The sequence below is a fragment of the Marinicauda sp. Alg238-R41 genome, from assembly GCF_947331485.1.
Lineage (GTDB): Bacteria > Pseudomonadota > Alphaproteobacteria > Caulobacterales > Maricaulaceae > Marinicauda > Marinicauda pacifica.
Window position 1 is genome coordinate 160,133 of record NZ_CAMZOJ010000001.1, and the last position, 25,068, is coordinate 185,200.

The following is a 25,068-nucleotide window of genomic DNA, read 5'->3' on the forward strand; positions in this document are numbered from 1 at the left end:
AGGTTCGCCATGGACCAGTTCATGCCCGCCATTGCCCTGAAGGGCGCGCGCGTTGTCGTCATCGGCGAGGGCGAGGCCGCGGAAAACAAGCTGCGCCTGTTCCGTACATCTCCCTGCGCGCTGGTCTGGTACGCGCTGGACCGCGAGGCGCCCGCGCCCGCCGACCTGAAGCCCGCTACCGAAATCGTGTCCGGCCCGGTTCCGGAGACGGCGTTTGACGGAGCGCGCCTGGTGTTCATCGCGATCGAGGACGAGGCGGTCGCCCGTCCGCTCGCGGACGCGGCACGCCGCGCGGGAGCGCTGGTCAACGTCGTCGACAACATGGCGCTGTGCGACTTCTACACCCCGGCTCTGATCGATCGCGGCGCGGTTACGATCGCGCTGTCGACCGGCGGCGCGGCACCGATCCTGGTGCGCGACATCCGCTCGGCGATGGAAAGCGTCATCCCCAAAGGCGTCGGCCTGCTGGCATCGGCCGGCCGCTCGCTGCGCGATGCCGTCAAGCAGGTGGCGCCCGGCGTGGACGACCGCCGCCGCTTCTGGGAATTCGCCCTGCGCGGCCCGGCGGCGCGCGTCGCCGATGACGGGGACGAAGCCGGCACGCGCCGCGCCCTCATCGAGGCGCTGGATCGGTTCCGCGACGGCGAGGCGCAGGCCGAAGGCATCGTTCATCTGGTCGGTGCCGGACCGGGAGACCCCGAACTTCTGACGGTGCGCGCAACGCGCCTGATCCGCGATGCCGATGTGATCATCCATGACCGCCTCGTCTCCTCCGAGATCATCGACCGTGCGCGCCGCGACGCGCTGCGCATCGATGTCGGCAAGACGCGCGGCCAGCATCCCGTGCCGCAGGAAAAGATCATCGAACTGCTGATCGAACACGCCAGCCAGGGCAAGCGCGTCGTGCGCCTGAAAGGCGGCGACAGCTTCATCTTCGGGCGCGGCGGCGAGGAAGTCGAAGCCGTGCGTGCAGCCGGGATCAAGGTCGAAGTGACGCCGGGCATCTCGGCGGCGCTCGCCTGCGCCGCGTCGACCCAGATCCCGCTCACCCATCGCGACGACGCCCAGGCGGTGACCTTCGTGACCGGACAGCCCAAGGCGGGCGGCCCCGAGCTCGACTACGCGGCTCTGGCCGCCGCCACGCACACAGTGGTGATCTATATGGGCGTGAGAACGGCTGCGGCGACCGCGCAGCGCCTCATCGAGGCCGGGCGCGACGCGGCGACCCCGGTGGCGATCATCGAGAACGGATCGCGCCCGGACGAGCGCAGCTTCATCGCGACACTCGCCACGCTGGCCGAGACGGTGGAGCGCGCTCGCCTGACCGGTCCTGCCATCATCGTGATCGGCGACGTGGTGCGCCGGGCGCCCGAACAGGTTCCGGCGCTGGCCCGCGAACTGAAGGAAAGGCAAGCGGCATGAAAGCCATCACTGCAAACCGCCTGACCGACGGGCGTGTCGTCTATCGGCGCGCCGACGCAGGCTGGACGCCCGACCTGAAAGCGGCGGAAGTCTTCCCCGACGACGATAGCGCCCAGCCGGCGCTGGACGGCGCCCTGCGCGACATCCTCACCGTGGTCGGCCCCTACCTCATCGACGTGGTCGATGCCGAGCCGGCCGGGCGGGCGCGCGTGCGCGAAGCCATCCGCCTCACCGGTTCGAGCGCCGGCACGACCCGATCCGCAGAAAGCGCATAGAATCCCATGTACCGTTACGACGAGATCGATGCCGACCTGGTCAAGCAGCGTACCGACGAGTTTCGCGAGCAGGTCGAGGCGCGTCTGTCCGGCCAGCTGAGCGAGGACGCGTTCAAGCCGCTGCGCCTGATGAATGGCGTGTATCTTCAGCTGCACGCCTACATGCTGCGCGTGGCCATTCCGTACGGGGTGCTGTCCAGCGACCAGCTGCGCATGCTCGCCCATATCGCGCGCACCTATGATCGCGGCTACGGCCATTTCACCACGCGCCAGAACATCCAGTATAACTGGCCGGCCCTGGTCGATATTCCCGAAATCCTGGACCAGCTGGCCACGGTCGAGATGCACGCCATCCAGACATCGGGCAATTGCATCCGCAACACGACGACCGACCCGTTCGCCGGGGCGAGCGCGGATGAGGTGGCCGATCCGCGCCCGTGGTGCGAGCTGATCCGGCAATGGTCCACCTTCCATCCCGAGTTTTCCTTCCTGCCGCGCAAGTTCAAGATCGCGGTAACCGGCAGCGAGGCCGACCGGGCCGCCATCGGCGTGCACGATATCGGCCTGCGGCTGGTTCGCGACGAGGCGGGCGCGCTGGGCTTTGCCGTCTATGCCGGCGGCGGCCAGGGCCGCACGCCGCGCATCGCCGCCAAGCTGCGCGACTTCCTGCCCTGGCGCGACCTGCTCGCCTACCTGACCGCCATCCTGCGCGTCTACAATCTCGCCGGCCGGCGGGACAATCTGTACAAGGCGCGCATCAAGATCCTCGTGGAGTCGATGGGCGCGGAGGCGTTCACCCGCGATGTCGAGGCCGAGTTCGAGACGCTGAAGGGCGGCGAGCTGGCCGTGCCCCATGAAGAGGTCGAGCGCATCTCGGCCTTCTTCGCCCCGGTCAGGCCGGGCACCGGCGAGGCCGCACCCCTGATCGATCCCCACTATCGCCGCTGGAAAAGCGTGAATGTGAAGCCGCACCAGGTGGCCGATCGCGCCATCGTGGTCATCAGCCTGAAGCCCGTCGGCGGCACGCCGGGCGACGCCACCGACCAGCAGATGGAGGCCGTGGCCGACATTGCCGAGCGCTACGGCCTGTCGGAAATCCGTGTGACCAAGGAGCAGAATCTGGTTCTGCCCCATATCGATGCTGCCGCCCTGCCGACAGTGTTCGAGGCCTTGAAGGATGCGGGTCTGGCCACGGCCAACGCCGGGCTTGCCGGCGATATCGTGTCCTGCCCGGGGCTTGATTACTGCAACCTGGCCAATGCGCGCTCCATCCCGATCGCGCAGGAGATTTCGCGAGCGATCGAGGCCTCCGGCCTCGAGGAAGCCGCCGGGGAGGTCTCGATCAAGATTTCCGGCTGCATCAATGCGTGCGGCCATCACCACGTCGCCAATATCGGCCTTCTCGGCGTCGATAAGAAGGGCGAGGAAGTCTACCAGCTCACGCTGGGCGGCGTGGCCGATGGCGAGGCGGCCATCGGGGAAATCGCCGGGCGCGCCCTGTCAGCCGACGATGCGGTCAAGGGTGTGATCGCGAGCCTTCGCGCCTACGTGACCCATCGCGAGGCGGGCGAGAGTTTCGTGGCCACGCTCAAACGCACCGGGCTCGAACCGTTCAAGGAGTCGATCTATGACCATTAACGTGGCGCTGAAACCGGGCGATCTGGACACGGCAGAACGCGTCGAGATCGATACCGCGACGAGCCCGGACGAGGCTCTGGACGCGGCCTCAGGCCAGGACGCGGTCGATATCCGCTTCGCCTCCTTCAAGGACGGGCGGGGGTTCTCGCTGGCCGCGGTGTTGCGCGCGCGTGGCTATGCCGGGCAGCTTCGCGCCGTGGGCGACCTCCTGCCCGACCAGATCGACCATCTGACACGGTCCGGCTTCGACGCGGTGACCCCGGACAAGGCCGACGACCCGCGCTGGCAGCGAACCGGCTTCTCCCATGCCTACCAGCCGGATGCGGCCGGAGCCGCGCCGGCCTACCGCCAGCGCGCCTTCGCTGCGCGCCAGGCCAAGGTGGATGCGCTGAACCAGCGCTATCGCGACGCCTCGCCGGACGAGATCCTGGCCGCCGCGCAAGCAGAGTTTCGCGGCCGCATCGCCATGCTCTCCTCGTTCGGCACGGAGTCTGCGGCCGGGCTGGCGCTTCTGGCGCGCAGCGCACCGGATACCCCGGTGCTGTTTCTGGATACCAAGCGCCATTTTGCCCAGACGCTGAGCTATCGCGACCAGCTGATCGAAACGCTGGGCCTGAAACAGGTCAAGATCCTGGAACCCGATCCCGAAGACGAGGCGAGGCTCGATGCCGACAACCGGCTCTACCAGCGCGACTCCCTGGCGTGCTGCGACATCCGCAAGGTCAAGCCTCTGGCGCGCGGGCTGAACGGGTATGACGTGCTGATCACCGGGCGCAAACGCTATCATGGCGGCGACCGGGCGCGCCTGGATCCGTTCGAGTTCGACGGCGAGCGCATCAAGGTGAACCCGTTTGCCTCGCTCAGCGAACAGGCCTTCGCGGCGCTGTTCCGCTCGCTGGACCTGCCCGCGCATCCGCTGGTGGCGCAGGGCTATCCTTCGGTCGGCTGCTGGCCCTGCACGGCCCCGGCCGAAGGAAACAGCACACGCGATGGTCGCTGGGCTGGATCGGACCGTACAGAATGCGGCATCTTCGATTCCGCGCGCACGACCCGCGCGCGTCAGGCCAGCTATCGTTTGATATGAACCGACCCATTCTCGACCTGATCGGCAACACCCCGCTCATCCGTCTCGACGGCCCGTCGCGCGCGACGGGTTGCGAGATCCTGGGCAAGGCCGAATTCTTAAACCCGGGCGGTTCGGTCAAGGACCGCACCGCACTGGGCATCGTGCGCGATGCCGAGGCGCGCGGCCTGATCGCGAAGGGCGGGACGTTCGTGGAAGGCACGGCCGGCAATACCGGCATCGGCCTGGCGACGGTTGCCGGCGCGCTCGGATACAAGAGCCTGATCGTGATGCCGCGCACCCAGAGCCCGGCGAAGAAGGATGCGCTTCTGGCCGCAGGCGCGCAGGTGATCGAGGTCGATCCCGCGCCATTCTCCTCCGAACATCATTTCGTGCACATCTCGCGGCGCCTGGCCGGAGAGCTGAACACGACGCAAGGTGCCGCCTACTGGGCCAACCAGTTCGACAATCCGGCCAACAAGGCGTTTCACGCCAGCACGACGGGTGTGGAAATCTGGGAACAGACCGGCGGCCGGATCGACGGCTTCATCGCCTCGGCCGGCACGGGCGGATCGCTGGCCGGCGTGGCCCAGGCGCTCCGGGCCCGCAAGCCGGACGTCGCGATCGCGCTCGCCGACCCCGCCGGCGGGGCGCTGTACAGCTATTTCACCGAGGGCGAGCTGAAAAGCGAGGGTTCGTCGATCACCGAGGGCATCGGGGTCGGGCGTCTGACCGGCCAGCTGACAGACCTCGCTGTCGATCACGCCTACCGCATCCAGGACGAGGACTTCCTGCCCATCCTGTTCGACCTCGTCGCCACGGAGGGCCTGTCGCTCGGCGGCTCGGCCGGTGTGAACATTGCCGGGGCCATGCGCCTGGCGCGCGATCTGGGACCGGGAAAAACCATCGTCACCCTTCTCTGCGACGCCGGGGCGCGCTATGCGAACCGGATCTACAACGCCGACTATCTGGCCGCCCGAAACCTGCCGGTTCCGCCCTGGAGCCAGGCGCATGCGGGCCTGTCCACCGCCGTCTGAAAAAGAGATACTCCCCATGACCGAAACCGCTCTGCGCCAGGACGGCGCGCCATTGCCCCATATCGAAGAAAAAGGCGCCTTCTTCGAGGTGGAAGTGCTCGAGGTCCAGCACTACACCGAGACACTGTTCTCCTTCCGGACCGCAAGGCCGCAGAGCTTCCGCTTCCGCGCCGGCGAATTCGTGATGATCGGTCTGGAGGGCGAGAAGAAGCCCGTCCTCAGGGCCTATTCCATCGCCAGCCCGACCTGGGACGAGGCGCTGGAATTCTACTCGATCAAGGTTCCCGACGGCGCGCTCACCTCGCGCCTGCGCAACATCGCGCCGGGCGATCGGATCCTCCTGGGCAAGAAGCCGACCGGCACGCTGGTCAGCGAGGCGCTGCGTCCGGGCCGGCGGCTCTACCTGTTCTCCACCGGGACCGGCGCCGCGCCGTTTGCCAGCCTGATCCGCGAGCCGGACATCTATGAGCGGTTCGACGAGGTCATCCTGACCCATACCTGCCGCACCCTGGCCGAGCTCGCCTATACCGAGCAGCTGGTCGAGACGGTCAGACAGGACCCGCTGGTGGGCGAGTTCGCGAACGGGAAGCTGGTCTATTTCAACTCGGTCACGCGTGAAGAGGGCCCGCGCATGGGCCGGATCACCGACCTGATCGACACCGGAAAGCTGTTCGAGATGCTGGAGCGCGAGCCGCTCGACCCGTCGCGCGACCGCGCCATGGTGTGCGGCTCTTTCGAGATGCTGAACGATCTCAAACACCTGCTCGAAGCGCGCGGCTTCGAGGAAGGCTCGAACGCGCGTCCCGGCGATTTCGTGGTCGAGAAGGCCTTCTCCGGCGAAGGCATCTGATCGGACGAAGGCGGCGCCTAGCGCGGGCTGGGCGCCACCGGGCTGCCGGTCCGGCAGGTCCGCAAACCCAGCACGGGCTGCACGATTTCCGCACCCGACGGTTGCTCGACCCGCAGCAAGGCGCGTTCGATGCGCGTGCCCGACCGGGTCCGCTCCCCGATCGTTCCGGTGACAGAGAATACCAGATTGTGAGAGGGCGCCGGATAGAGCCGCTCGAAGCTGTCGCCCACGATCATGTCGACGGTCTGGGCGACCACACCGAGCTCGATGATCTCGCCGTCATGGACCAGCTTCACGGCGCGCCGGGACTCATTCTCGTACAGGATGAAGCGGTGGGGGCTGGCGCTGGTCCAGAAGAACAGGCCGCACTCACCGTCCGGCAGGCTCTGCGGCGGCAACGCATCGATTCGGCCGCTTTCCTGACTCGCTGCGCGAACCGGTGCCTGTGGCGCAGGGACCGCGGTCGCGCATCCTGCCAGAACAAGGCCGGCCAACACGATCACACTCGGTCTCATCGATAGCTCCCTTCGCCTTCGGCGCGCCAGACTTGTCCGGTCTCCTCGAAACCTAACGCAATCAGCAGGGCAACAATATCGCTATTCCCGGTCGACGCCTCGCTGACCCAGCGATACCCCTCCGCGGTCGCGCGCACCGATCCGGTGACCGTCAGCGCCTCGCTCTGGCCGTCATAGCCAAGGGCCACGGCCTCCCCCGCACAGCTCAGCGTTCCGTCAAGCTCGGGCAGGTCCGCGTCATGGCGCTGGCCGAGCCGGGACAGAAGCGGCGTCGTGACGTCGCCGGAGGCCTCGTCGCAGATCCCATCGCGCCACACGATGCGATCAAGCTCAGCATACAGACGTTCTGTCTGCGGCACCGGCAGGGCCCGCAGCCCGGGAACCCGGCGCGCTTCGAAGGCGATGCGGCCATCGCGAAACTCGAGGCGCCCGGGGCTGGCGACCACAGTGCCGCGCGCCGAGGCGGTCTCGTCCTCAAGGGCGAGCTGCGCCCGCGCGCGACCGGTCAGGAGAGGCCAGAAGGCAAGTTGCAGGCGTCCGGTGGCAAAGCGCTGGCCTCCGACCTGGATCCGGTAGAGCCGCGCGTCCCAGACACTGCCGGTTACCAGATCTGCCGTCACACCGGCCGGACGCAGCAGCAGGTCGGCGGCGAGCTTTGCCGGCATAACCGCGATCGCCGCGGCGAGCAGGCTGGCAAGGCCGATGAGAAGCAGGGCGGTCCGGCTCATGCCCCGCCCCGCCCCAGCACGAGTTGAGCGCGCACAAGCCCGGACGCCTCGCGGTCCAGACTCACCCGGCTCGCATGCACATTGTCGCGGTCGGCCAGCGCCACCAGAAGCGCCATCAGCTGGGCTTCGGGCGCCTGCTCGGCCCAGACACTGAGCTGGCCGTTCTCCAGGGGCTGGACACGCGTGATGGTGATCCCCGCCTCCCGCGCCCGGTTGGCGACCAGCGTGCGCAGCGGCTGGTCCTGGCCTTGTTGGGTGGCACTGGCCGTCTGAAGACCGCGATAGCGCTCGATACCGGCAATGACGGCCATATGATCCTCGACCTGGGCCTCGAAGCCGGCGCGCATGGCATTGCGGTAGGAGAGCGCGGGCGAGACCAGCGCGAACCAGACCAGCGCCGCGAGCATCAGGCCGGCGCATACCGCCAGCAGGACCTGTTCGCGCGGCGTCTGGCGGGCCCAGAGCCCGCGGACAAACGTGATCGGCATATCCATCTTCATGAGCGCCTCACCAGGAAATCGCTTGTCACGCCCTCGTCGCCCTGGCGGGCGCCGCCTTCCTCGATGACGAGGCCGCGGGCCTGGGCGGCGGCGCGAAAGGTCTCGAAGTCCGAGAAATCGGGATAGGTCGCAGTAACAGACAGCCCGCCGCGTTCCGACGTATAGCGAAGCGACTGAATGGCCACGGTATCGACTTCCTCCATGACCGCCGCCAACCCGGCGGCGAGGTCCAGGAAGGCGCTCTGGTCCGGCCCGCCGCCGGCCGCCCGCAGCCTCACGCGCAGCTGGGCCGCCGGATCGGTCGCCCGCTCGTCGAATTCGGCCGAGTACACCGACCGGGCAGCCTGGTAATAGGTGTCGGCACGCTGGCCGTAATAGATGCCTTCGCCCAGCAGAAGCACGACGCCGAGCAGGATCGCGGCTCCGGCCAGCAGGGCCGGACGCACCCACGGACCCAGCATCGCCTTCCAGTCCAGCGCGCTGACCAGGCCGGTCCCGAAGAAGGCCGGCAAACCGGCCAGCACTGCCTCACCGGCACGGCTCGCTTCCTCGCGCAGGTCCGGGGCCGGCTGACGCTTCAGCGCGACCGGCATGCCATCCGAAGCGACGATGCCGGGATTGATATCGGGAGAGATCAGCATCCGGCGCGGCTCCATACGCTGGCCCAGCGCCGGCAGCACGATTTCGGCGAGGCCGGCATCGATACCGCCGCAGATCGGATCGGTCTCGGCCACCCGGGCCGCATCGCCTTCCAGTGTCGCGCGGCGCATCAGATCGCCGGCCCGGGTCTGGAAGAGGATCACGCCATCGACCGCAGCGAGCGTCAGGTCGCCCCCGTGCCCGTTCAGAAGCATCGCGTCCGGCAGGGCGTAGACCGGCTTCAGGCCGAGCCCGGACAGATAATCGCGCCAGCTCGACTGGATATGTTTCGAGGTGGCGAAGAGCCAGGCTTCGCCGGTTTCGCTTCGCGCGCCGATAGCCACATGCTGGGTGTCGAGCGGGGCCGCCAGGTCCTCCTCGATCAGAAAGGGAGCAGCCTGCGCCGCTTCGCGGTCGCTGCGGCCGGGAATTGCGAGATACCGGACGAAAACGTCCTGGGCCGGCATCAGGGCGACCACGCGCTGCACGGGGAGACCCTGTGGAATCTCCGCGGCGGCACCGGGAAGGACCCAGCCCTCGGCCTGGACATCGCCCGCCTCGCCGACCAGCGCCCAGGGAGCCCGGATGTCCGCACCGCCGCCGCCCGGCGGCAAAGAGAGGACCAGAATGCTCATTGTACCGCTCCAAACCGCTGGGCATGCCTGCGCAAGCGCCCGTCCTGTGTCAGCTCGACCCGCTCGCTCAGAGAGAACGCGGTCTCGCCCAGTTCGACCTCGACCTCGATATCGAACCATTGCGTGCGCACAGTGACCGCGTCCCGCAGCGCCAGATCGGGCTCGAGCGCCGCAATCAGCGGGTGATCGAAGAGCTCTGCCGCTGCCTCATAGCCTGTCGGCGGGCGTTGCAAAAGGACCGCTTCGGCATCGCCGACACTCAGGCGGCCGCCAAAGAGCGCACTCAGCAGCACCGCCTGGTCGGGCTGCAGCGTGTTGACGTTCAGCGGCGGCTGGGTGCGCTCGTCGCGCACGCACAGATAGGGCGAGATACGCGCATACAGCGCCGGCGTGACCACGGGAAGAACCCGCAATTCTTCAAGCTCGACCATGGGCTGGTTGGCGGCTCGCAGCGGCGGCTCAAAGCCGAGATAGGTCTGGTCTTCTGCGCCGCCTGCCTCCTGAAACGTGTTGGCGTCGATCCAGTCGACGATCTGGGCCTTGAGCGGTTCGATCCGGTCCGGCGCGACGCCGAGCCGGTCGAGCAGGGCTGAAAACATGAGCTGGGTCGACCGCATGTCCAGACCCCGGCCCGGCGCTTCGGGGGCAGCGCCTGCATTGCCGGCCAGCGCATTGACGTTGAGACAGTTATTGCCGTCGCGCACATGGCCCCGCAGCTGACCGCCTTCGATGGCAAACTGGCGCGGGCCGGTCAGCCAGGGCTCCTGCGGCCGCATGACGAGCCGGTCGGCCGGGCCGGAGCGAAGCAGGATGCTCTCCGAAAAATCGCGCGCGCCCATCGCGTACCAGTAGGCCTGGTCGCGCCGGTCCATGTTCGCCGTCCGGAACAGGGCAAATCGCGTCTGGTCGATCAGCGACACGGCAATGACGGCCATGAACGCCGTCATCAGGATGGCGGTCAGGAGCGCGGTGCCCTCCTCGCGCCGGTCGGCGAATTTGCGCACGAGCCAATGTCTCATGGCACCAGCTCCGGCACCGGGGTCAGCACGACATGCTCGATCTCGCCCAGACCGGGCAAGGTATATCGCACGCGCACCGCACGCGGCATGGCCGGCCGGGTCTCTCCGTCCGTCACCGCGAGAATATCGGGGCGCCAGGCTGTTCCCACCAGAAATTCCAGGCTTAGGTCGGCCGCCTCCTCGATCACCGTCAGGGTAACCGGCTCGCTGCCGCGCGCCGTATCGGGATAGGTCCAGGCCTGGCGCTTCAGCGTGGTCCCGTCATAGAGCCAGGCCACGCGCTGGAGCGAAGATCGCGGGGCCGCGCCGCCCGGATTGGCCCAGCCGCGGCGCGTCAGCACAAGAATTTCGCGTTCCTCGCCGGCCCGTGCAGGTTCGAACGGATCGGCCCCTTCGACATTGCCGGCAAGAGCCCGGCCTTCCGACACCCCCTCCTCGCCGCGATAGGCGCGCAGCACGAGCTGGCCCACATCGTCGCGGAGAAGCGTACGCGCCCGCTGGACCTGCGCGATACGGTCGAGCTGGGTCTCGTAGGTCTGCTCGCTGCGCAGCGCTGCGGTCAGCATGGCGAGCGAAATGGCGCTGATCATCGCGAAGATCATCACCGCAACCAGGACTTCGGTCAGCGTGAACCCGGCTTCGCGGCCGCGAGGAGCATGCATGGCCGTCATGACGGGCTCCGCAAGAAGCTGACGATCTCGGACAGCGGGCCATGCCGGTCGGAGACGAGCAGCGTCACCCGGCGCAGGCCCGGATCGGCGGTGTCCTCCACGTCGATTTCGTAGTCGTAGACAATGCCGGCCAATTCATACTCGCCCGACGCGTCGACCAGGCCGCGCGTGGGCGGAGCCTCCAGGATCGCCATGTTGAGGATGTTGTCGGCCGCAATCGCACCCAGCGCGCGCTCCCGCGTCTGCACCGCGCTGCGCCCGGCCGAGGTGACCGCGCTCATCAGTGCCAGGCCCGACATCGACAGGATGGCCAGCGCCGCCAGCATCTCGACCAGGGAAAATCCGTCCGCGCGCCGCATCATGACGGGGCTCCGCGGGACTCGATGCGCAAAGCCCCCTCACCGGTCCGCACTACGCGCACATCCCGGCGCGCGTCCTGCAGCAGGATCGTGAAGGGCATGTCCAGCCCGGTCGGGTCGAACCACAGGTGCGGGACCGGGTCGTCGTCGGCCTCGCTGCGGCCCGCGTCACTGCGCGCGGCGGGACCGTCCAGGGTGATGCGGACCGTGTCGGCGAGGCTGCGCGGCGCGAGCGCCGGGTGATCGGGCAGGTCCTGCCAGCTTCCGCCGCGATAGGTCACGAAGCGATAGCCGCCCGCATCGGGGTCGGGCGCGAAGCCGACCAGCGTCCCGGTGACCAATGCCGTTTCCCGGGCCTCGAGGAAGCGTGCCAGCAGGCGTTCGGCCTCCAGCTCGACCAGCGCGGGGCGCCCGGTCACGCTCAGCGTCACCACGCTGGCCATCATGGCGATGATGGCGACGACCACCATCATCTCGACCAGCGAGACGCCCGCTTCTCCCGATCGGTCCAAACCGCGCATCATTCCACCCGCAGGCGCAGGGCCGCGCCTACAGCTCCCAGTTTCCGATATCGGCGTTGTCCCCCTCACCGCCCGGACGTCCGTCCGCGCCCAGCGAGTAGACATCGAAGCGCCCGTGCTCGCCGGGGGAGAGATACTGGTACGGGTTACCCCAGGGGTCGTCCGGCAGGCGCTGGATGAAACCCTCTTCGGCATAACGTGCCGAGACGCGGTCGTCCTCCGGCGGATTAACCAGCGCCTCCAGCCCTTCGTCCGTAGACGGATAACGGCCATAGGTCGCGTAGAAGGTCGTCAGCGATCCCTCCAGCGTCGCCAGGTCGGCGCGCACCTTGTCCTCGCGCGCACCGCCCAGTAGCGGCAGCACGTTGACCACGACGATGGTGGACAACAGCCCGATGATGACGATCACGACCATCATCTCGGTCAGGGTCACGCCGCGCTCGCTCTTGCGTTTGCGGGTCAGCAGCTTGCGAAGGCTCATCGCGAGCTCTCCTTGAGGTTGGGGCCGGGCGGTCAGCCGCCCATGGCCAGGGTATTGAGACGCAGGATGGGCAGAAGGATGGAGAGGACGATCCCGGCCACCAGCCCGCCCATCACGATGATGATACCAGGCTCCAGCAGCGACAGCCCCGCACCGACCGCACTGTCCACTTCGGCCTCGAGATGCTCGGCGCCGCGCGCGAACATGTCCGCGATCCGGCCCGAGCGTTCGCCGGACGCCACCATGTAGACGACAAGCGGCGGGAACCAGCCGGTCGTGCGCAAGGCATCGGAGAGGCCCCTTCCCTGCTCGACCTGCTCGATGACGCCGGCCAGCAGGAACTGGAATCGCGTATTCGCGCTCGCTCGCCTCGCGGCGCGCAAGGCATCGGGCAGCACCGCGCCGGAGGCGATCAGGATCGACATGGTGCGGGCAAAGCGCGCGCTTTCGATCTTGCGCACGAAACCGCCGAGGCCGGGCACGCGCAGGATCGTGCGATCGAGCGCCGCTTTCACTGCGGGCCGCCTGAGCAGGACCGACGCGGCCAGCGCGGCCGCGGCAATTCCCACCAGCAGCCACAGCCAAGCCGCCTGCAGGAATTGGGACAGGGCGATCATGATCCGGGTAATCAGCGGCAGGGTGACGTCGAGGCTGGTAAACTGCTCGGCGATGCGCGGCACGATGAAGACCATGAGCACGCCCACCACCAGGATGGCGAGCACGCCCAGCACCCCAGGATAGATCAGGGCGACGCCGACCCGGCGCTTGAGCGCCTCGGACTTTTCCAGGTATTCGGCCAGGCGTTCGAGCACGGCGCCCAGCCCGCCCGAGCTCTCTCCGGCCGAGACCATGGCCCGGTAGACCGTGGGGAAGCTTTCCGGATGTTCGGCCATGGCGTCGGACAGGCGCTCGCCCTCGGTCACCCGTCCGCGAACCGTCATCAGGGTACGGCGTACACGCGTCGTCTCAGCCTGGTCGGCCACCAGACCGACGGCCTCCTCGATCGGCATGCCGGCATCGATCAGCGTGGACAGCTGGCGCGTGATGCTCATCAGGTCGGCAGTCTTCAGCCCGGCCGGACTGGCGAGACGGGGCAGGCTCAGCCCGGAAGCCTCGCGCCGTTCGCCCGCACGCGCGAGCTTGAGCGGCGCCAGGCGGCGCCGGCGCAATTCGCGGCGCGCGGCGAGCTCTGAATCCGCGGAGAGTAATCCCCTGGTGCGCTTACCTGCGGGATCGAGCGCTTCGTATTCAAACGCCGGCATGTCGCTCGCCCTCGTCGCGGCAGACGCGCAGCACCTCGGCCAGGCTCGTCTCGCCCTCGCGCGCCAGCTTCAGCCCCGCCGCATACAGCGTGTCGCGGCCCTTGAAGGCATGGCGGGCCAGATCGCCCTCGCGCGCATCGTCGTGGATCAGCGTGCGCAGGCCTTCATCGACCACGGCGACTTCGTACACGCCGCGCCGGCCGGCATAGCCGAGATCCTTGCAATGCTCGCACCCGGCCGGACGCCACAGAGTGACCGCCTCGTCCGGGCCGGCACCCAGAAGCTCCAGCTCGGCCTGGTCGGCCTGGTAGGGCTGCTTGCAGCTCGGGCAGAGCCGGCGCACCAGGCGCTGGGCCACGATGGCCGAGAGAGTGGAGGCGAGAAGATAGCTCTCCACGCCCATGTCACGCAGGCGCGCAATGGCCGCGACGGCCGAATTGGTGTGCACGGTCGACAGGACCAGGTGGCCGGTCAGCGAGGCCTGGACCGCGATCTCCGCGGTTTCCCGGTCGCGAATCTCGCCCACCATGACCACGTCGGGATCCTGGCGCAGGATCGCGCGCAGGCCGGCTGCGAACGTCATGCCGACCTTGGTGTTGACCTGGGTCTGGCCGATGCCCGGCACCGCGTATTCGACCGGATCTTCCACCGTGAGGATATTGCGGGTCTGGTCGTTGAGGCCGTTGAGCCCGGCATACAGCGTCGTGGTCTTGCCCGCGCCGGTCGGGCCGGTGACCAGCACGATCCCGTTCGGCTGGGAGAGTGCGCGGGTCAGGTCGGCCAGCGCGCCGGGCTCCATGCCCAGCTGGTCGAGCGAAAAGCGCGCGCTCTCCTTGTCGAGAAGACGCAGCACCACCCGCTCGCCATAGCGCGACGGCAGGGTGGAGACACGTACATCGATGCCCTTGCCGCCCAGCGACAGGGTCAGACGTCCGTCCTGGGGGATGCGCTTCTCGGCAATGTCGAGACGCGACATCACCTTGATGCGGCTGACCAGCGGCGGTGCGACACGCGGCGACAGGGAAACCGTCTCCTGCAGCACACCGTCGACGCGGAAGCGGACCGAGACGCGATCCTCGAACGGCTCGACATGGATATCGGACGCGGACAGGCGGACGGCCTCCGCGATCAGACCGTTGATCAGGCGGATGATCGGCGCATCCGAGGCGCTGTCCAGCAAGTCCTCGGTTTTCGGGATCTCGTCGATCAGGCGCGACAGGCTCTGGGCGCCGGCTTCGTCATCGGCTTCCTCGTTCAGGCCCGCGGCCAGACCGTCGAAGGAATACAGCTCCGACAAGGCGCGGTCGAACGCCTTGGCGTCGCAGCGCTCGATGGCGAACGCGCGGCCGGCCGCGCGGCGCGCCTCGACCAGGGCCATCGGATCGGCGTCTTCTCGCAGCAGGAAGACGGGGCTCTCCCCGGTGCGAAGCGCCACACCGCGTTCGCGCGCAAAGCTGTAGGCGATCGGTGTCCGGGCGGTCATTGCGGTCCTTCAGCCGGCTGGGCCGGAAGCGGGCGATCAAACGGGTCCTGGCCGTCCAGCATCATGTCCACGATCTGGTCCAGGCTCGACCCATTGCCCCGCGTGGCGGCGTTCTGCGCCGCGGTCATCGTGGTGTAGTTCTGCCGGGTCACACCGCGCATGTCCTGCGCCGACCGGATGATCTGTGGGCGGATGAACACCATCAGATTGCGGCGCTGCTGGCTCTGGCTTTCATACCGGAACAGCCGGCCGAGCGCAGGGATATCGCCCAGGAAAGGCACGGATTCGTCGCGATACTGGTCGTCATTCTCGATCAGCCCGCCCAGCACGATGATCTCGCCATCGTCGGCCAGCACCGTGGTCTGGATTTCGCGCTGATTGGTGATCAGTTCGCTGAAACCGGCACTGACCGGACCGGCGATGGAGGAGACTTCCTGGCGGATGGTCAGGCGGATCGTGTCGCCCTCATTGATCTGCGGGGTCACGTCGAGCTGCACGCCGACATCCTGGCGCTCGATCGTGCGGAACGGATTGGTGTTGTTGGAGCCCAGCGCTTCGCCGGTCGTGATCGGGATTTCCTGACCGACCAGGATGGAGGCTTCCTCGTTGTCGAGCACCATGACGGACGGTTTGGACAGCACGTTGGAGTCGGTGTCGGTCTCCAGCGCATTCAGGATCAGGCCGAACAGCGTGCCGTCATCGGTCTGGCCGCCGATCCCGATGAGCCCGCCCGAACTGCCCAGAAGCGAGGCAATGGCCGCCTGACGCAGAGAGACGGGGTTGGCCGTATCGTCGTCATCGGACGAGTCCACACCGGCCAGTGCTCCGGTCAGGGCCAAGAGGTCGACCTGGTTGTCGCCAAAGCGCGAATAAGAGAAGGGCACCGCATCGTCCCCGTCCCCGGCCAGGATGTACTGCACCCCGAGATCGCGCGCCGCCCCGTCGGAAATCTCCACGATGATCGCCTCGATCATCACTTGCGGGCGACGGATGTCGAGCTGGCGGATGACGAGATCGAGTTCGCGCAGGACCTCCGGATCGCCGTTGACGATGATCGCATTGGTCGCGCGGTGAAAGGCGATGGACGTACCCGAGCGGGCCGCGCCTGCACCCTCGGCACCTGCCGCCGGATCGATGGCGCGCGCGAACTGTTCCAGGATCGGCAGCAGCGTCTCGCCATCGGCATGGTTGAGATAGATGACGCGGAAGGTCTGGCTCGACTGGCTGACCGCATCGACGCGCCGGGCCAGCGAGATCATCTGGGCGACCGAGTCCGGGGATCCGCGCAGCAGGATGGAATTGGACGCCGGCACGGCAGCGATGTTCACCGACGCGCTGCGCGAGTCCTCGCCGGTCACCAGGCTTTCGCGCATCCGGTCGAGAATGCGGGACATTTCCTCCGCGGATACGTTGTCGAGCGTGACCATTTCCACGACCGACGTATCGCGGTCCATCGCCACGAGCACATCCTCGATGGCGCTGACATTCGATCCGTAATCGACGATCACGACCAGATTGCCCGCTTCGGACGCGTTCACCGCGCCGCTGGGGCTGACGAGCGGACCGACGCTGCGGATCGCCTCGCGCGCGCTGACATTTTCAAGGCGCACGACCGAGGTCAGGAAGATGTCGCCCTCGCGCTCGCCGCCCGCTCGCGGGCCGGCCCGCGGGCCGTCGGCTTCAGGCACGATCTGGAAGACACCCGGGGCGGTGCGCACCGCCGCGAAGCCGTGTGTGCGCAGCGTCGCGAGGAAAACCTGGAAAACCTCGGCTTCTGTCAGCGGGCTCTGCGAGGTGATGGTCACCGTGCCGCGAACGTCTGGATCAACGATGAAGGTGTAGCCGGTGACGATGGAGACGTCGTCGATGAAGGCCTGGATATCCGCATTGCGGAAATTCAGCGTGTGTTCCTGGGCATGAGCCTGGAACGGCGCCGCGGCGGGAAGCGGGCCGAGCACCATCGCGGCGGCGAGGGCGAGTGCGGCGCACGCGCGGGCGGGAAACAAGCCTGTCATCTTACAAATCCACTTCGATTGTACGCGCGTCACCGTCGCGAAGAAGAGTAAAGCGGGCACGCCCGCCCTGGCCAAGCCGCGCCAGGGCATCCAGCGCATCGGCAGGGCCTGAAAGCGGCCGGCCATTGATGGCGGTGATCAGATCGCCGGCCTCAAGGCCGGCCCGTTCGAGAAGGCGCGGCTCGCTGTCGGCGAGCACGCGGTAACCGGAGCCATCCTCGGCTGGGCGGAGACGGAGTCCGCGTGTCCAGTCCTCGCGCGTCAGCGGCTCGGGCGGCGGCGTTGCCGTGCTGGTGACGGCCTCGGGCGCCTCGCTGGCGCGCAGGAGAGAGGTTCGCCGCGCGCGCTCTTCGCGCAGGTAGAGACTCTCTCGTACGCCGCGGCGATTGATGATCACGCGGTCGGGATAAATCGCTTCGAGGGTCACGCCGGGCGCAATCTCGGCATTCACCGGCAAGGTGCGCTGACCTTCACCGGGCGCCTCGATGATGGCGGCGCCCGACTGGGCGTCGCCGCCCCGGCGAACCCCGTGAAGCGTCAGGTCCAGCTGGGTCTCGGGGGCGTCCTCTACCGCCGCGGCGGCTGGCCCCGCCGACCCGGCAAACAGGCGCCCTTCGGTGAGCACTGTCAGGTCGGCGGTCTCCTCGCGCGCGGACGCGGTTTGAGGAATGAGCGACGGATCGAGATCGAACCGGTCGATTTCCGCGCCATAGGCGACGAACCAGATCGCCCGCGCGAGGATCAACGCAATCAGCGCGGCCAGCGCAGCCTCCGCCACCGCGCGCGCGATCGCGACGGCCCGGCCGTTGCGGGTCGCCGCCCTGGCGGGCCATGGGGTGCGAAGAACTGGGCTCATGGGAGCTTACTCGGCTCTGACCGGGTTTGCGTCAAGAAATTCGTGTGCCGGATTTCGTGTGCCGGAATTTGTCTGTCTGAGTACGGGCAAGGCGGGCCCCCGTTGAAGAAGGCCCGCCTGCTCGCATGACGTCATGTCTCGTGAGACCGGACTTAGAAGGTCCGCGAGACCGAGATCGAGAAGGTGCTTCCGAGCTCGTAGCTGTCGACAACGACCGAGCTGCTGCCCGCCGACTGCGTGGCGACATAGTCTTCGCCCAGCAGGTTGCGGACCGCGAAGCGGACATCGAACGTGTTGCCGTCAGCCAGGTCGAACGCCCGGCTGTGTACCAGATCGAGCAGGATCGGCGGCTCTTCGATCACGGCCGGCAAGCCGACCGAGACGTTGGCCAGGGCCCGGCTGCGCTCGCCGGTATAGTTGAGCAGAAGCGCCGTGCGCGTCTGCGCATTGGCGTCTTCCCAACCGACCTGGATGTTGGCCAGATGCTCGGACTGACCCTGAAGCGGGTCGCCGTCCGCGATGAAGCCGCGAGCCGGGCCCACTGAAGGCTGCGGCTCGGCACCCGAGCTCGGCTGGGCCGTGATCACCGTATCGGTGTCGCTCGCCGTCATTTCCGAGCTGATGTAGGTGTAGTTCGACTTCAGGAAGAACTCGGCATTGTCCCAGAACTCGCCGTCGAAGCGGTCGGAGAAATCGAAGCGCTTCTCGAATTCGATCTCGAAACCGGTCAGCGAGGCTTCCGGCGCGTTGATGAACGACGTCGAGAGCGATTCCCCGTCCGGCAGGATGTATTCCACGATCGGGTTTTCGATCTTCTTGTGGAACATGCCGACCGTGAAGAACTGGTCGCGGCCGAAATACCATTCGAACCGGGCGTCGAAGTTCTGAAGCTCGGAGTTCACCAGGTACGGGTTGCCGCGGAAACGTTCGTCGATGTCCGGATCGAAGAACTCGGTGAAGCCGAGTTCGCGGAATTGCGGACGCACGATGGTTTCCGAGTAGCCGAAGCGCAGCTGCATGTTCTCGGCAAACGTCCAGGTCAGCGTTGCTGCCGGCAGGACGTAATCTTCGGAGATGAAGCCTTCATTGTCGCCGACATCGGTCGGGTCCTCGGCCGGGAAGCCGAACGTGTCCAGCGTCTGTTCGCCGTCTTCGAAGCGGACGCCGACGGCGGCCCGCAGGAAGTCGGTGAGCTGGGCATCGGTGCCCGCGTAGAAGGATTCCACTTCCAGTTCGCCGCGATAGGCTTCCGGGGTCAGGATCCCGCCCGTCTCCTGAAGGCGGAAGCGGGTGTCGAGGATGTTCTGATCCGCGAAGATGTAGTCGATGCGGCTGCCGCGCAGATCCTGCGGGATCGTGCCGGTGAAGCGGAACTCGCGGTTGAACGCCGTACGCTCGCGCTCGAGATGGCCGTAGCCGGCAGACCAGGTCCACTCATTGCCGAGCATCATCACCGGAAGGGCGAAGTCGACGCCGTACTCGTCCGTGGTTTCGTCCACGCGCGAGAAGGAGATCGTATTGCCGTCCCCGGAGTTGCGCAGAAGGAATTCTTCGTTGAAGGGCGCAAAATCGAGCAGGCCGTAATTGTCGCCGACGGCTTCGAGCTGGGCGGTCGTGCCGTTCCACTCATAGTCCGCATTGCGCTGGTTCGGCGCATTGCGCGACGCGTCCGCGGTGGACCAGCGCCAGTCGACGTCCAGCCCCTGGCCGATTTCGAACGTGTGATCGCCCGACAGCTGGTACGTGTAGACCTGACGCTCGTACCAGGCCGTCCGGTCGCGGCGCGACAGGGCGTCGAGGTCGGCATCAATGCCCAGAAGCCGGTTGGCTTCCTTCTCGGTCGAGCGCAGCACGAGAGCCAGCGCCTGCACCGAGTGATTGCCCGCTTCCACGCCGACATTGAGCAGACCGTTGGATTCGATCGTGTTGGTCGTCGCCGTGCGCTCATAGTCCTGGCTGAGCGAGAGCGTGTCGCCGGTCACGCGCGCCTTGGCGCGGCGGCCGATGCGCGTTTCCCAGCTATTGTCGTAACCGGCCGAGGCCAGCACGCCGACGGAGAAGCCGTCGAAATCGTAGCGGTCGCCCATGGTGATCTCGCCACCGAGGTCGGCCGGGATCAGATCGTCGCGCTGCAGGAGCCACAGGCTGGAGTTTTCCAGCGACCGGCCGATTTCCGCGAGCGTGGTCGGATCCTGCTCCGACGGCCCGATTTCCGAACCGTTGAAGATGTCCTTGTACTGGGCCGGGAATTCGCGGATCCCGTCGTCGAAGCCAAGCCAGTCCTGGTCGCCGCCATCATAGGTGAGGCCATGCTCGGCCGTGGTCTGCGTGTTGGCCGCAGCGCTCACGCCGATCTCGATGAAACCTTCCTGCGGCAGGGCCGAGGTCTCGATCTCGACGACGCCGCCACCGAACTCGCCCGGGAATTGCGGGGAGTAGGTTTTCTGGACGGTGATGTTGCTGATCAGGCTGGTCGGAAACAGGTCCAGCGGCACGGCGCGGCGGAACGGTTCCGGGCTCGCCAGCGGCGAGCCGTTGATCAGGGTGTTGGAGTAGCGCTCGTTCAGACCGCGGACCACGACGAAACGGCCGTCGGAGATCGACAGGCCGGTGACACGGCCCAGCGCCGAGGCGATATCGGAGTCCCCGGTGATCTGGATGTCGGCAGCGTCCACGACGCTGGAGACTTCCGAGGTCACGCGCTTTTCATCGGGCACGTACTGGTAGCGCACGGTGATGACGTCGTCCGGCTGCGAAGAGCCTTGAGCGGCGTCTTGCGCCCAGGCGGCACTGACAGGGACCATCGAGGTCGTTGCCAGCAGGGCCGCCGAGAGCGCGATGCGGTTCGCTTTCATGATATTCCCCAAATAATTTGCATCGCTAACGCGAGAGCGTGGGTCCGGCCTGAGGCTCAGGCCGGACCCGGCGCGCCCTTACTGCTGCTGGAGCGTCCAGCCCTGGTACCAGGTGTCGGCAGCGTTCTCGACGGCGCCGATATAGGTCACGCTGTCGAAGAAGGCGTCGACGGTGGACGGGTCGATCGCGGTGACGCCCGCTTCCGGACCGGCCGGGGCCGGCACCACACCGCTGGCATTGTTGGCCGACATGTCGGTGATGAAGGAGAAGCCTTCCAGCGACGTCGTCCCGGTCACGTTATTGGCACCGGCCGCGAAGAGGGCGGACGGTTGCGTGGCGGCCGGGTCGCCGGATTCGTCTTCGAAGTTGGTCGGGCAATCGAAGAAGGTGCTCTCCAGGCCCAGGTTGCCGGCGGCAGCCTGGTTGAAGGTCGCCGACTGGTCGATGTCCAGGCAGGCGTCGTTGAAGTCGACGACGATGCCGTTCATCAGGCGGCCCGCGGTACCTTCGCGCAGCAGCATGCCGTAGTCGGAGGACGAGGAGGCCCGCTGACCGATCAGGGTGAAGTTCGAGATGGTCGGGTTGGAACGCGGCAGGGCGTCGTTCGCATCGCCATTATTGTCGAACTCGAAGGCCTGGTCGGCGTCGTCGACGGCGTGCTGGACGATCACGTACTGGACCTTGCCCGTCCAGCCATCGGTGTAGTCCATGGAGTCGTCGGCATTGCCGGTCAGCACGATGTGCTTGGCGTTGACCGTACCGCCGAAGAATTCCACGCCGTCATCGGAGTTGTTGTGGACCTGGATGAAGTTCACGTCCGTGCCCGAACCGACGCCCTGGAAGGCGATGCCGTTCAGCTCGTCGGTGTTGTTGACGCGGAAACCGGCATACTGGACGCGGGTGTAGGACAGCGAACCGGAGTCGTCGTCAGCGGTCGCGCCGCCGAACAGGCCGGACGAACCTTCGCCCGATTTCTCGCAATTCACCGAGCCGCCGGTGGCCGTGCCGTCGATGCAGGCGTTGATCGGCGCGCGGCCGTTGATGACCAGGCCGCCCCACTCGCCGCGAGCGGTGAGCGGGTTGGGCTGGGTGCCTTCGATGTCGGCGCGCGAGGTCATCACGACCGGACGGTTGGCAGTGCCGTTCGAGTTGAGCGACGAGCCGCGGGTCACGACGAGATAGTCGCCGCCCGACGAACCGAACAGGGTCGCACCCGGCTCGATCGTGAGGTTGACTTCACGCGCATTGGCGGTCGGGCTGGCCGGATCGGCACCCGCATCGCGGCCCACGAAGACCGCGCCGACAAGCTCATAGGCAAAGCCGCCGGTCAGCGTGGTGTCGTCGAGCAGCGTCCCGGTCAGGCGGCAGACTTCCTGGCCGTTGATGAGTTCGCCGGTCGCCGTGGTGTTGGTCGGGCAATCGGGATCTGCGAACAGGCCGAATGTCCAGCCGGCGGCCCAGCTTGAGGACGGGCTTTCCGACGGGGAGAAGGCGCCGATGTAGTCGGCGGCGGTGAAGAAGGAGCCCAGCGTGGTCGGATCGACCGGCGTGACCGCCAGCTCGGCCGGCCCGGGGAAGTAGGTGTCGGCGAGCGTGTTGGTCGTCGCGACGTTGTTCGGGTCTTTCGCGAAGAAGGCGGACGGCGTGTTGGCCGCCGGGTCGCCGGCTTCGTCACCGAAGTTGGTCGGGCAGTCGAACAGGGTCGATTGCAGCGAGAGATTGCCCGCGGCAGCCTGATCGAAGGTGGCGGCCTGGTCGATGTCCAGGCAGGTCTCGTTGAAGTCGACGACGATGCCGTTGGCCAGCGTACCCGCCGTGCCTTCGCGCAGCAGCATGCCGGCGTCGGACGCCGAGGAAGCGCGCTGGCCGATCAGGGTGAAGTTGGAGATGGTCGGGTTCGAACGCGGCAGGGCGTCGTTGTCGTCGCCGTTATTGTCGAACTCGAAGCCCTGGTCGGAATCGTCCGGGGCGTGAACGACGAGCGCGAACTGGACATTGCCCGTCCAGCCGTCGGTGTAGTCGAGCGAGTCGTCGCCAATGCCGGTCAGCACGACGTTGCGCAGGTTGGTCGCACCGCCGAACATCTCGATGCCGTCGTCGGTATTGTTGTGAACCTGAATAAATTCGGCCGTGGTGCCCGAACCGGTGCCCTGGAAGGCGATGCCGTTCAGCTCGTCGGTGTTGTTGACGCGGAAGCCGGCATATTTGACCTGCACGTAGCTCAGCGTGCCCGAGCTGTCGGCGGGGTCGCCGCCGCCGAACAGGCCGGACGAACCTTCACCCGACTTCTGGCAGTCGGCGGTGCCGCCGGCGGCCGTGCCGTCGATGCAGGCGTTGATCGGCGCGCGGCCGTTCAGGACGAGACCGCCCCATTCGCCGCGGACGCCGGAGAAGAACTCGCGCGGCGTGCCGAGGCGCTGTTCGACAATGTCCTGCGCCGAGGTCATGACGACCGGGTTGGTCGCGGTGCCTTGCGCGTCGATCGAGGAGCCGCGCGGCACGACGATGTAGTCGCCGCCCGACTGACCCATGACCGTGGCGCCCGGCTCGAGCGTCAGGGTCGGGCCGTTATTGCCGCCCGTGGCGCCTGCGTCGGAGCCAACGAAAACGGCGCCGGAGAGGAAGACGGTCGCATTGGCCGGGACGGTGACGTCGCTGGTCAGGTTACCGGTCAGACGGCACGCCGTGACGTCGGCAGAGCCGCCGCTGAAGGAGACCGCTTCGGTCGACGACGTGGTGCCGCTCGGGCAGCCGGCCGACGGGATGAGGTTCAGCGTCTGGGCGCCGCCGCCACCGCCGCCGCCAGTCGGGGGCGGGGGAACTTGGTTTTCTTCGCCCGGCGAGTTGACGGACGAACCGGAACACGCGGCAAGAACGGCGCAAGACGCACCAATAAGCAGGAATTGCGCGAAAGACTTCGTTGGCATCGGGATCCCCCAAAAGACGCGGTGGCTCAGAACAAGCGAACACGGCAGCCGGTTTTGGACCCGACTGCAGCTAGGGGGCGAAACAACAGGAAGATCACGACAGCCACATCGCAGATCGGTGACAGAGTCGTGACACGGAGGGGGTCGGGAGCGATTTCACCTTTCCGTGGCATCGCCGCCACAGACGCCGGGGGATGAGTTCCTTGGTTGGATTCAACTCGATGGCGCCATCCCGGACCAGCTGGCCGGATGACGATCGCCCGGCGGGGATTTTTTCGCATCCACCCGGATTGGGGAAGCAGCCAGCCCCGGAACCCCCGTGAAGAGGGTCTTCAACCGCGGGTGCGGGCCGACCGGCGTCGGTCGGTCTGAGTCGCAGCCTCCCCTGCCGCCACGCACCGTGACGAAGAGCGGGTCCGGCACCGCCCGGCGGCGGTCACCGGTCCTTACTTGGGCGCCGGCGTCTTGTCGGGGAATTTGCAAAGGTCGGCGATTGCGCACTCCCAGCACTGAGGCTTTCTTGCCTTGCAGGTATACCGGCCGTGCAGGATTAGCCAGTGATGGGCGCCCCGCCGGTACGCCTTGGGCGTAATGCGCTCGAGCCGGTCCTCGACCTCGTCCACGGTGTCGCCCGGCGCCAGCCTGGTGCGGTTGGACACGCGGAAGATGTGCGTGTCGACCGCAATGGTTTCTTCGCCGAATGCCTCGTTGAGAACGACATTGGCGGTCTTCCGGCCGACGCCCGGTAGCGCCATCAGATCCTCTCGCGAGCGCGGGACTTCACCGTCGTGAGTCTCGATGAGCTGCTTGGACAGCAGGTAGACATTCTTCGCCTTGTTGCGAAACAGTCCGATCGTCTTGATATGCTCGCGAATGACGTCCTCGCCCAGCGCGACCATGGCCTGCGGGGTCTTGGCCTTTTCAAACAGGGCCGCGGTCGCCTTGTTCACGCCCTTGTCGGTCGCCTGCGCCGACAGCACGACCGCCACCAGAAGGGTGAACGGGTTGGAATAGTCCAGCTCGGTCTTGGGATCGGGAAGCTTTTCCGCCAGGCGTGCAAAGACTTCCTCGGCCGCTTCCTTGTTCAGTCCGGGCGGGCGGCGGCTGGATTTTGATTTCGAAGTGCTGGCCATGGCGTTGAGTTAGCCGGGGCCGGGCCGGTCAGCAAGCCGGCGATCGATCTGATAACTCAGGGCGGCGCGCCGCTGGTCCGTCTTCCGTCTCAGTCATATGGCTTCAAGATCGTCGACAAGCTGACTATCCTGCGCCGGTCACGTCATATTACTGCGCTGCAACTCGCCAGGCTTCCTGGTCGA

At 67.1% G+C, this 25,068-nt stretch carries 22 protein-coding genes; 6 read left to right on the plus strand and 16 right to left on the minus strand.

The window, feature by feature from the left end; genetic code table 11:
* The first annotated feature begins 9 nt into the window (after positions 1-9).
* Genes cysG through PGP17_RS00775 form a run of 6 tightly spaced genes read left to right on the plus strand, consistent with a single transcriptional unit; the run spans position 10 to position 6,285 of the window.
* A complete protein-coding gene (gene cysG / locus PGP17_RS00750) occupies positions 10-1,422 on the plus strand; it encodes a siroheme synthase CysG (RefSeq protein WP_270373746.1) in 1,413 nt (470 codons plus the stop codon).
* The gene (locus PGP17_RS00755) at positions 1,419-1,697 is read left to right on the plus strand and encodes a DUF2849 domain-containing protein (RefSeq protein WP_270373747.1); all 279 of its coding nucleotides are present in this window, start codon (positions 1,419-1,421) and stop codon (positions 1,695-1,697) included. The genes cysG and PGP17_RS00755 overlap by 4 nt, the downstream gene beginning before the upstream one ends.
* Before the next feature lie 6 nt (positions 1,698-1,703).
* Positions 1,704-3,335 carry a nitrite/sulfite reductase gene (locus PGP17_RS00760; RefSeq protein ID WP_270373748.1) on the plus strand — a complete coding sequence of 544 codons (1,632 nt, stop codon included), beginning with the start codon at positions 1,704-1,706 and terminating at the stop codon, positions 3,333-3,335.
* A complete protein-coding gene (locus PGP17_RS00765; protein ID WP_270373749.1) occupies positions 3,325-4,419 on the plus strand; it encodes a phosphoadenylyl-sulfate reductase in 1,095 nt (364 codons plus the stop codon). The genes PGP17_RS00760 and PGP17_RS00765 overlap by 11 nt, the downstream gene beginning before the upstream one ends.
* Positions 4,416-5,435, plus strand: a complete 1,020-nt coding sequence (locus PGP17_RS00770) for a cysteine synthase A (protein WP_270373750.1) — start codon at positions 4,416-4,418, stop codon at positions 5,433-5,435. Before PGP17_RS00765 ends, PGP17_RS00770 begins: the two co-directional genes overlap by 4 nt.
* A gap of 16 nt (positions 5,436-5,451) precedes the next feature.
* Entirely contained in the window at positions 5,452-6,285 is an 834-nt protein-coding gene (locus PGP17_RS00775) for a ferredoxin--NADP reductase (RefSeq protein ID WP_270373751.1), read from the plus strand.
* Between the two features lie 17 nt (positions 6,286-6,302).
* Here PGP17_RS00775 and PGP17_RS00780 read toward each other — a convergent pair whose 3' ends face one another.
* The 16 genes from PGP17_RS00780 to nth all read right to left on the minus strand — a co-directional run bounded on the left by PGP17_RS00780 (position 6,303) and on the right by nth (position 24,885).
* Positions 6,303-6,800: a hypothetical protein gene (locus PGP17_RS00780; protein WP_270373752.1), complete on the minus strand. Its 498-nt coding sequence runs from the start codon at positions 6,798-6,800 to the stop codon at positions 6,303-6,305.
* Positions 6,797-7,528 carry a type II secretion system protein N gene (gene gspN, locus PGP17_RS00785; protein ID WP_270373753.1) on the minus strand — a complete coding sequence of 244 codons (732 nt, stop codon included), beginning with the start codon at positions 7,526-7,528 and terminating at the stop codon, positions 6,797-6,799. Before gspN ends, PGP17_RS00780 begins: the two co-directional genes overlap by 4 nt.
* Positions 7,525-8,028 carry a type II secretion system protein M gene (locus PGP17_RS00790; protein ID WP_270373755.1) on the minus strand — a complete coding sequence of 168 codons (504 nt, stop codon included), beginning with the start codon at positions 8,026-8,028 and terminating at the stop codon, positions 7,525-7,527. The genes gspN and PGP17_RS00790 overlap by 4 nt, the downstream gene beginning before the upstream one ends.
* On the minus strand, positions 8,025-9,302 hold the full coding sequence (gene gspL, locus PGP17_RS00795) for a type II secretion system protein GspL (RefSeq protein ID WP_270373756.1): 1,278 nt from the start codon (positions 9,300-9,302) through the stop codon (positions 8,025-8,027). The genes PGP17_RS00790 and gspL overlap by 4 nt, the downstream gene beginning before the upstream one ends.
* Positions 9,299-10,321 carry a type II secretion system minor pseudopilin GspK gene (gspK, locus tag PGP17_RS00800; protein ID WP_270373757.1) on the minus strand — a complete coding sequence of 341 codons (1,023 nt, stop codon included), beginning with the start codon at positions 10,319-10,321 and terminating at the stop codon, positions 9,299-9,301. Before gspK ends, gspL begins: the two co-directional genes overlap by 4 nt.
* The gene (gene gspJ, locus PGP17_RS00805) at positions 10,318-10,992 is read right to left on the minus strand and encodes a type II secretion system minor pseudopilin GspJ (protein ID WP_270373758.1); all 675 of its coding nucleotides are present in this window, start codon (positions 10,990-10,992) and stop codon (positions 10,318-10,320) included. Before gspJ ends, gspK begins: the two co-directional genes overlap by 4 nt.
* On the minus strand, positions 10,989-11,354 hold the full coding sequence (gene gspI, locus PGP17_RS00810; protein WP_270373759.1) for a type II secretion system minor pseudopilin GspI: 366 nt from the start codon (positions 11,352-11,354) through the stop codon (positions 10,989-10,991). The genes gspJ and gspI overlap by 4 nt, the downstream gene beginning before the upstream one ends.
* Positions 11,351-11,875: a GspH/FimT family pseudopilin gene (locus PGP17_RS00815; RefSeq protein WP_270373760.1), complete on the minus strand. Its 525-nt coding sequence runs from the start codon at positions 11,873-11,875 to the stop codon at positions 11,351-11,353. Before PGP17_RS00815 ends, gspI begins: the two co-directional genes overlap by 4 nt.
* Before the next feature lie 25 nt (positions 11,876-11,900).
* Positions 11,901-12,353, minus strand: a complete 453-nt coding sequence (gene gspG / locus PGP17_RS00820) for a type II secretion system major pseudopilin GspG (protein WP_270373761.1) — start codon at positions 12,351-12,353, stop codon at positions 11,901-11,903.
* 32 nt (positions 12,354-12,385) lie between these two features.
* Positions 12,386-13,615: a type II secretion system inner membrane protein GspF gene (gene gspF, locus PGP17_RS00825; RefSeq protein WP_270373762.1), complete on the minus strand. Its 1,230-nt coding sequence runs from the start codon at positions 13,613-13,615 to the stop codon at positions 12,386-12,388.
* Positions 13,602-15,098: a type II secretion system ATPase GspE gene (gene gspE / locus PGP17_RS00830; RefSeq protein WP_270373763.1), complete on the minus strand. Its 1,497-nt coding sequence runs from the start codon at positions 15,096-15,098 to the stop codon at positions 13,602-13,604. The genes gspF and gspE overlap by 14 nt, the downstream gene beginning before the upstream one ends.
* Positions 15,095-17,113, minus strand: a complete 2,019-nt coding sequence (gene gspD, locus PGP17_RS00835) for a type II secretion system secretin GspD (RefSeq protein WP_270373764.1) — start codon at positions 17,111-17,113, stop codon at positions 15,095-15,097. The genes gspE and gspD overlap by 4 nt, the downstream gene beginning before the upstream one ends.
* 1 nt (position 17,114) lies before the next feature.
* Entirely contained in the window at positions 17,115-17,969 is an 855-nt protein-coding gene (locus PGP17_RS00840) for a type II secretion system protein N (protein ID WP_135944824.1), read from the minus strand.
* Between the two features lie 152 nt (positions 17,970-18,121).
* Positions 18,122-20,824, minus strand: a complete 2,703-nt coding sequence (locus tag PGP17_RS00845; RefSeq protein ID WP_270373765.1) for a TonB-dependent receptor domain-containing protein — start codon at positions 20,822-20,824, stop codon at positions 18,122-18,124.
* Between the two features lie 78 nt (positions 20,825-20,902).
* Positions 20,903-23,752, minus strand: a complete 2,850-nt coding sequence (locus PGP17_RS00850) for a hypothetical protein (RefSeq protein WP_135944826.1) — start codon at positions 23,750-23,752, stop codon at positions 20,903-20,905.
* A gap of 446 nt (positions 23,753-24,198) precedes the next feature.
* Entirely contained in the window at positions 24,199-24,885 is a 687-nt protein-coding gene (nth, locus tag PGP17_RS00855) for an endonuclease III (RefSeq protein ID WP_270373766.1), read from the minus strand.
* Positions 24,886-25,068: the final 183 nt, after the last annotated feature.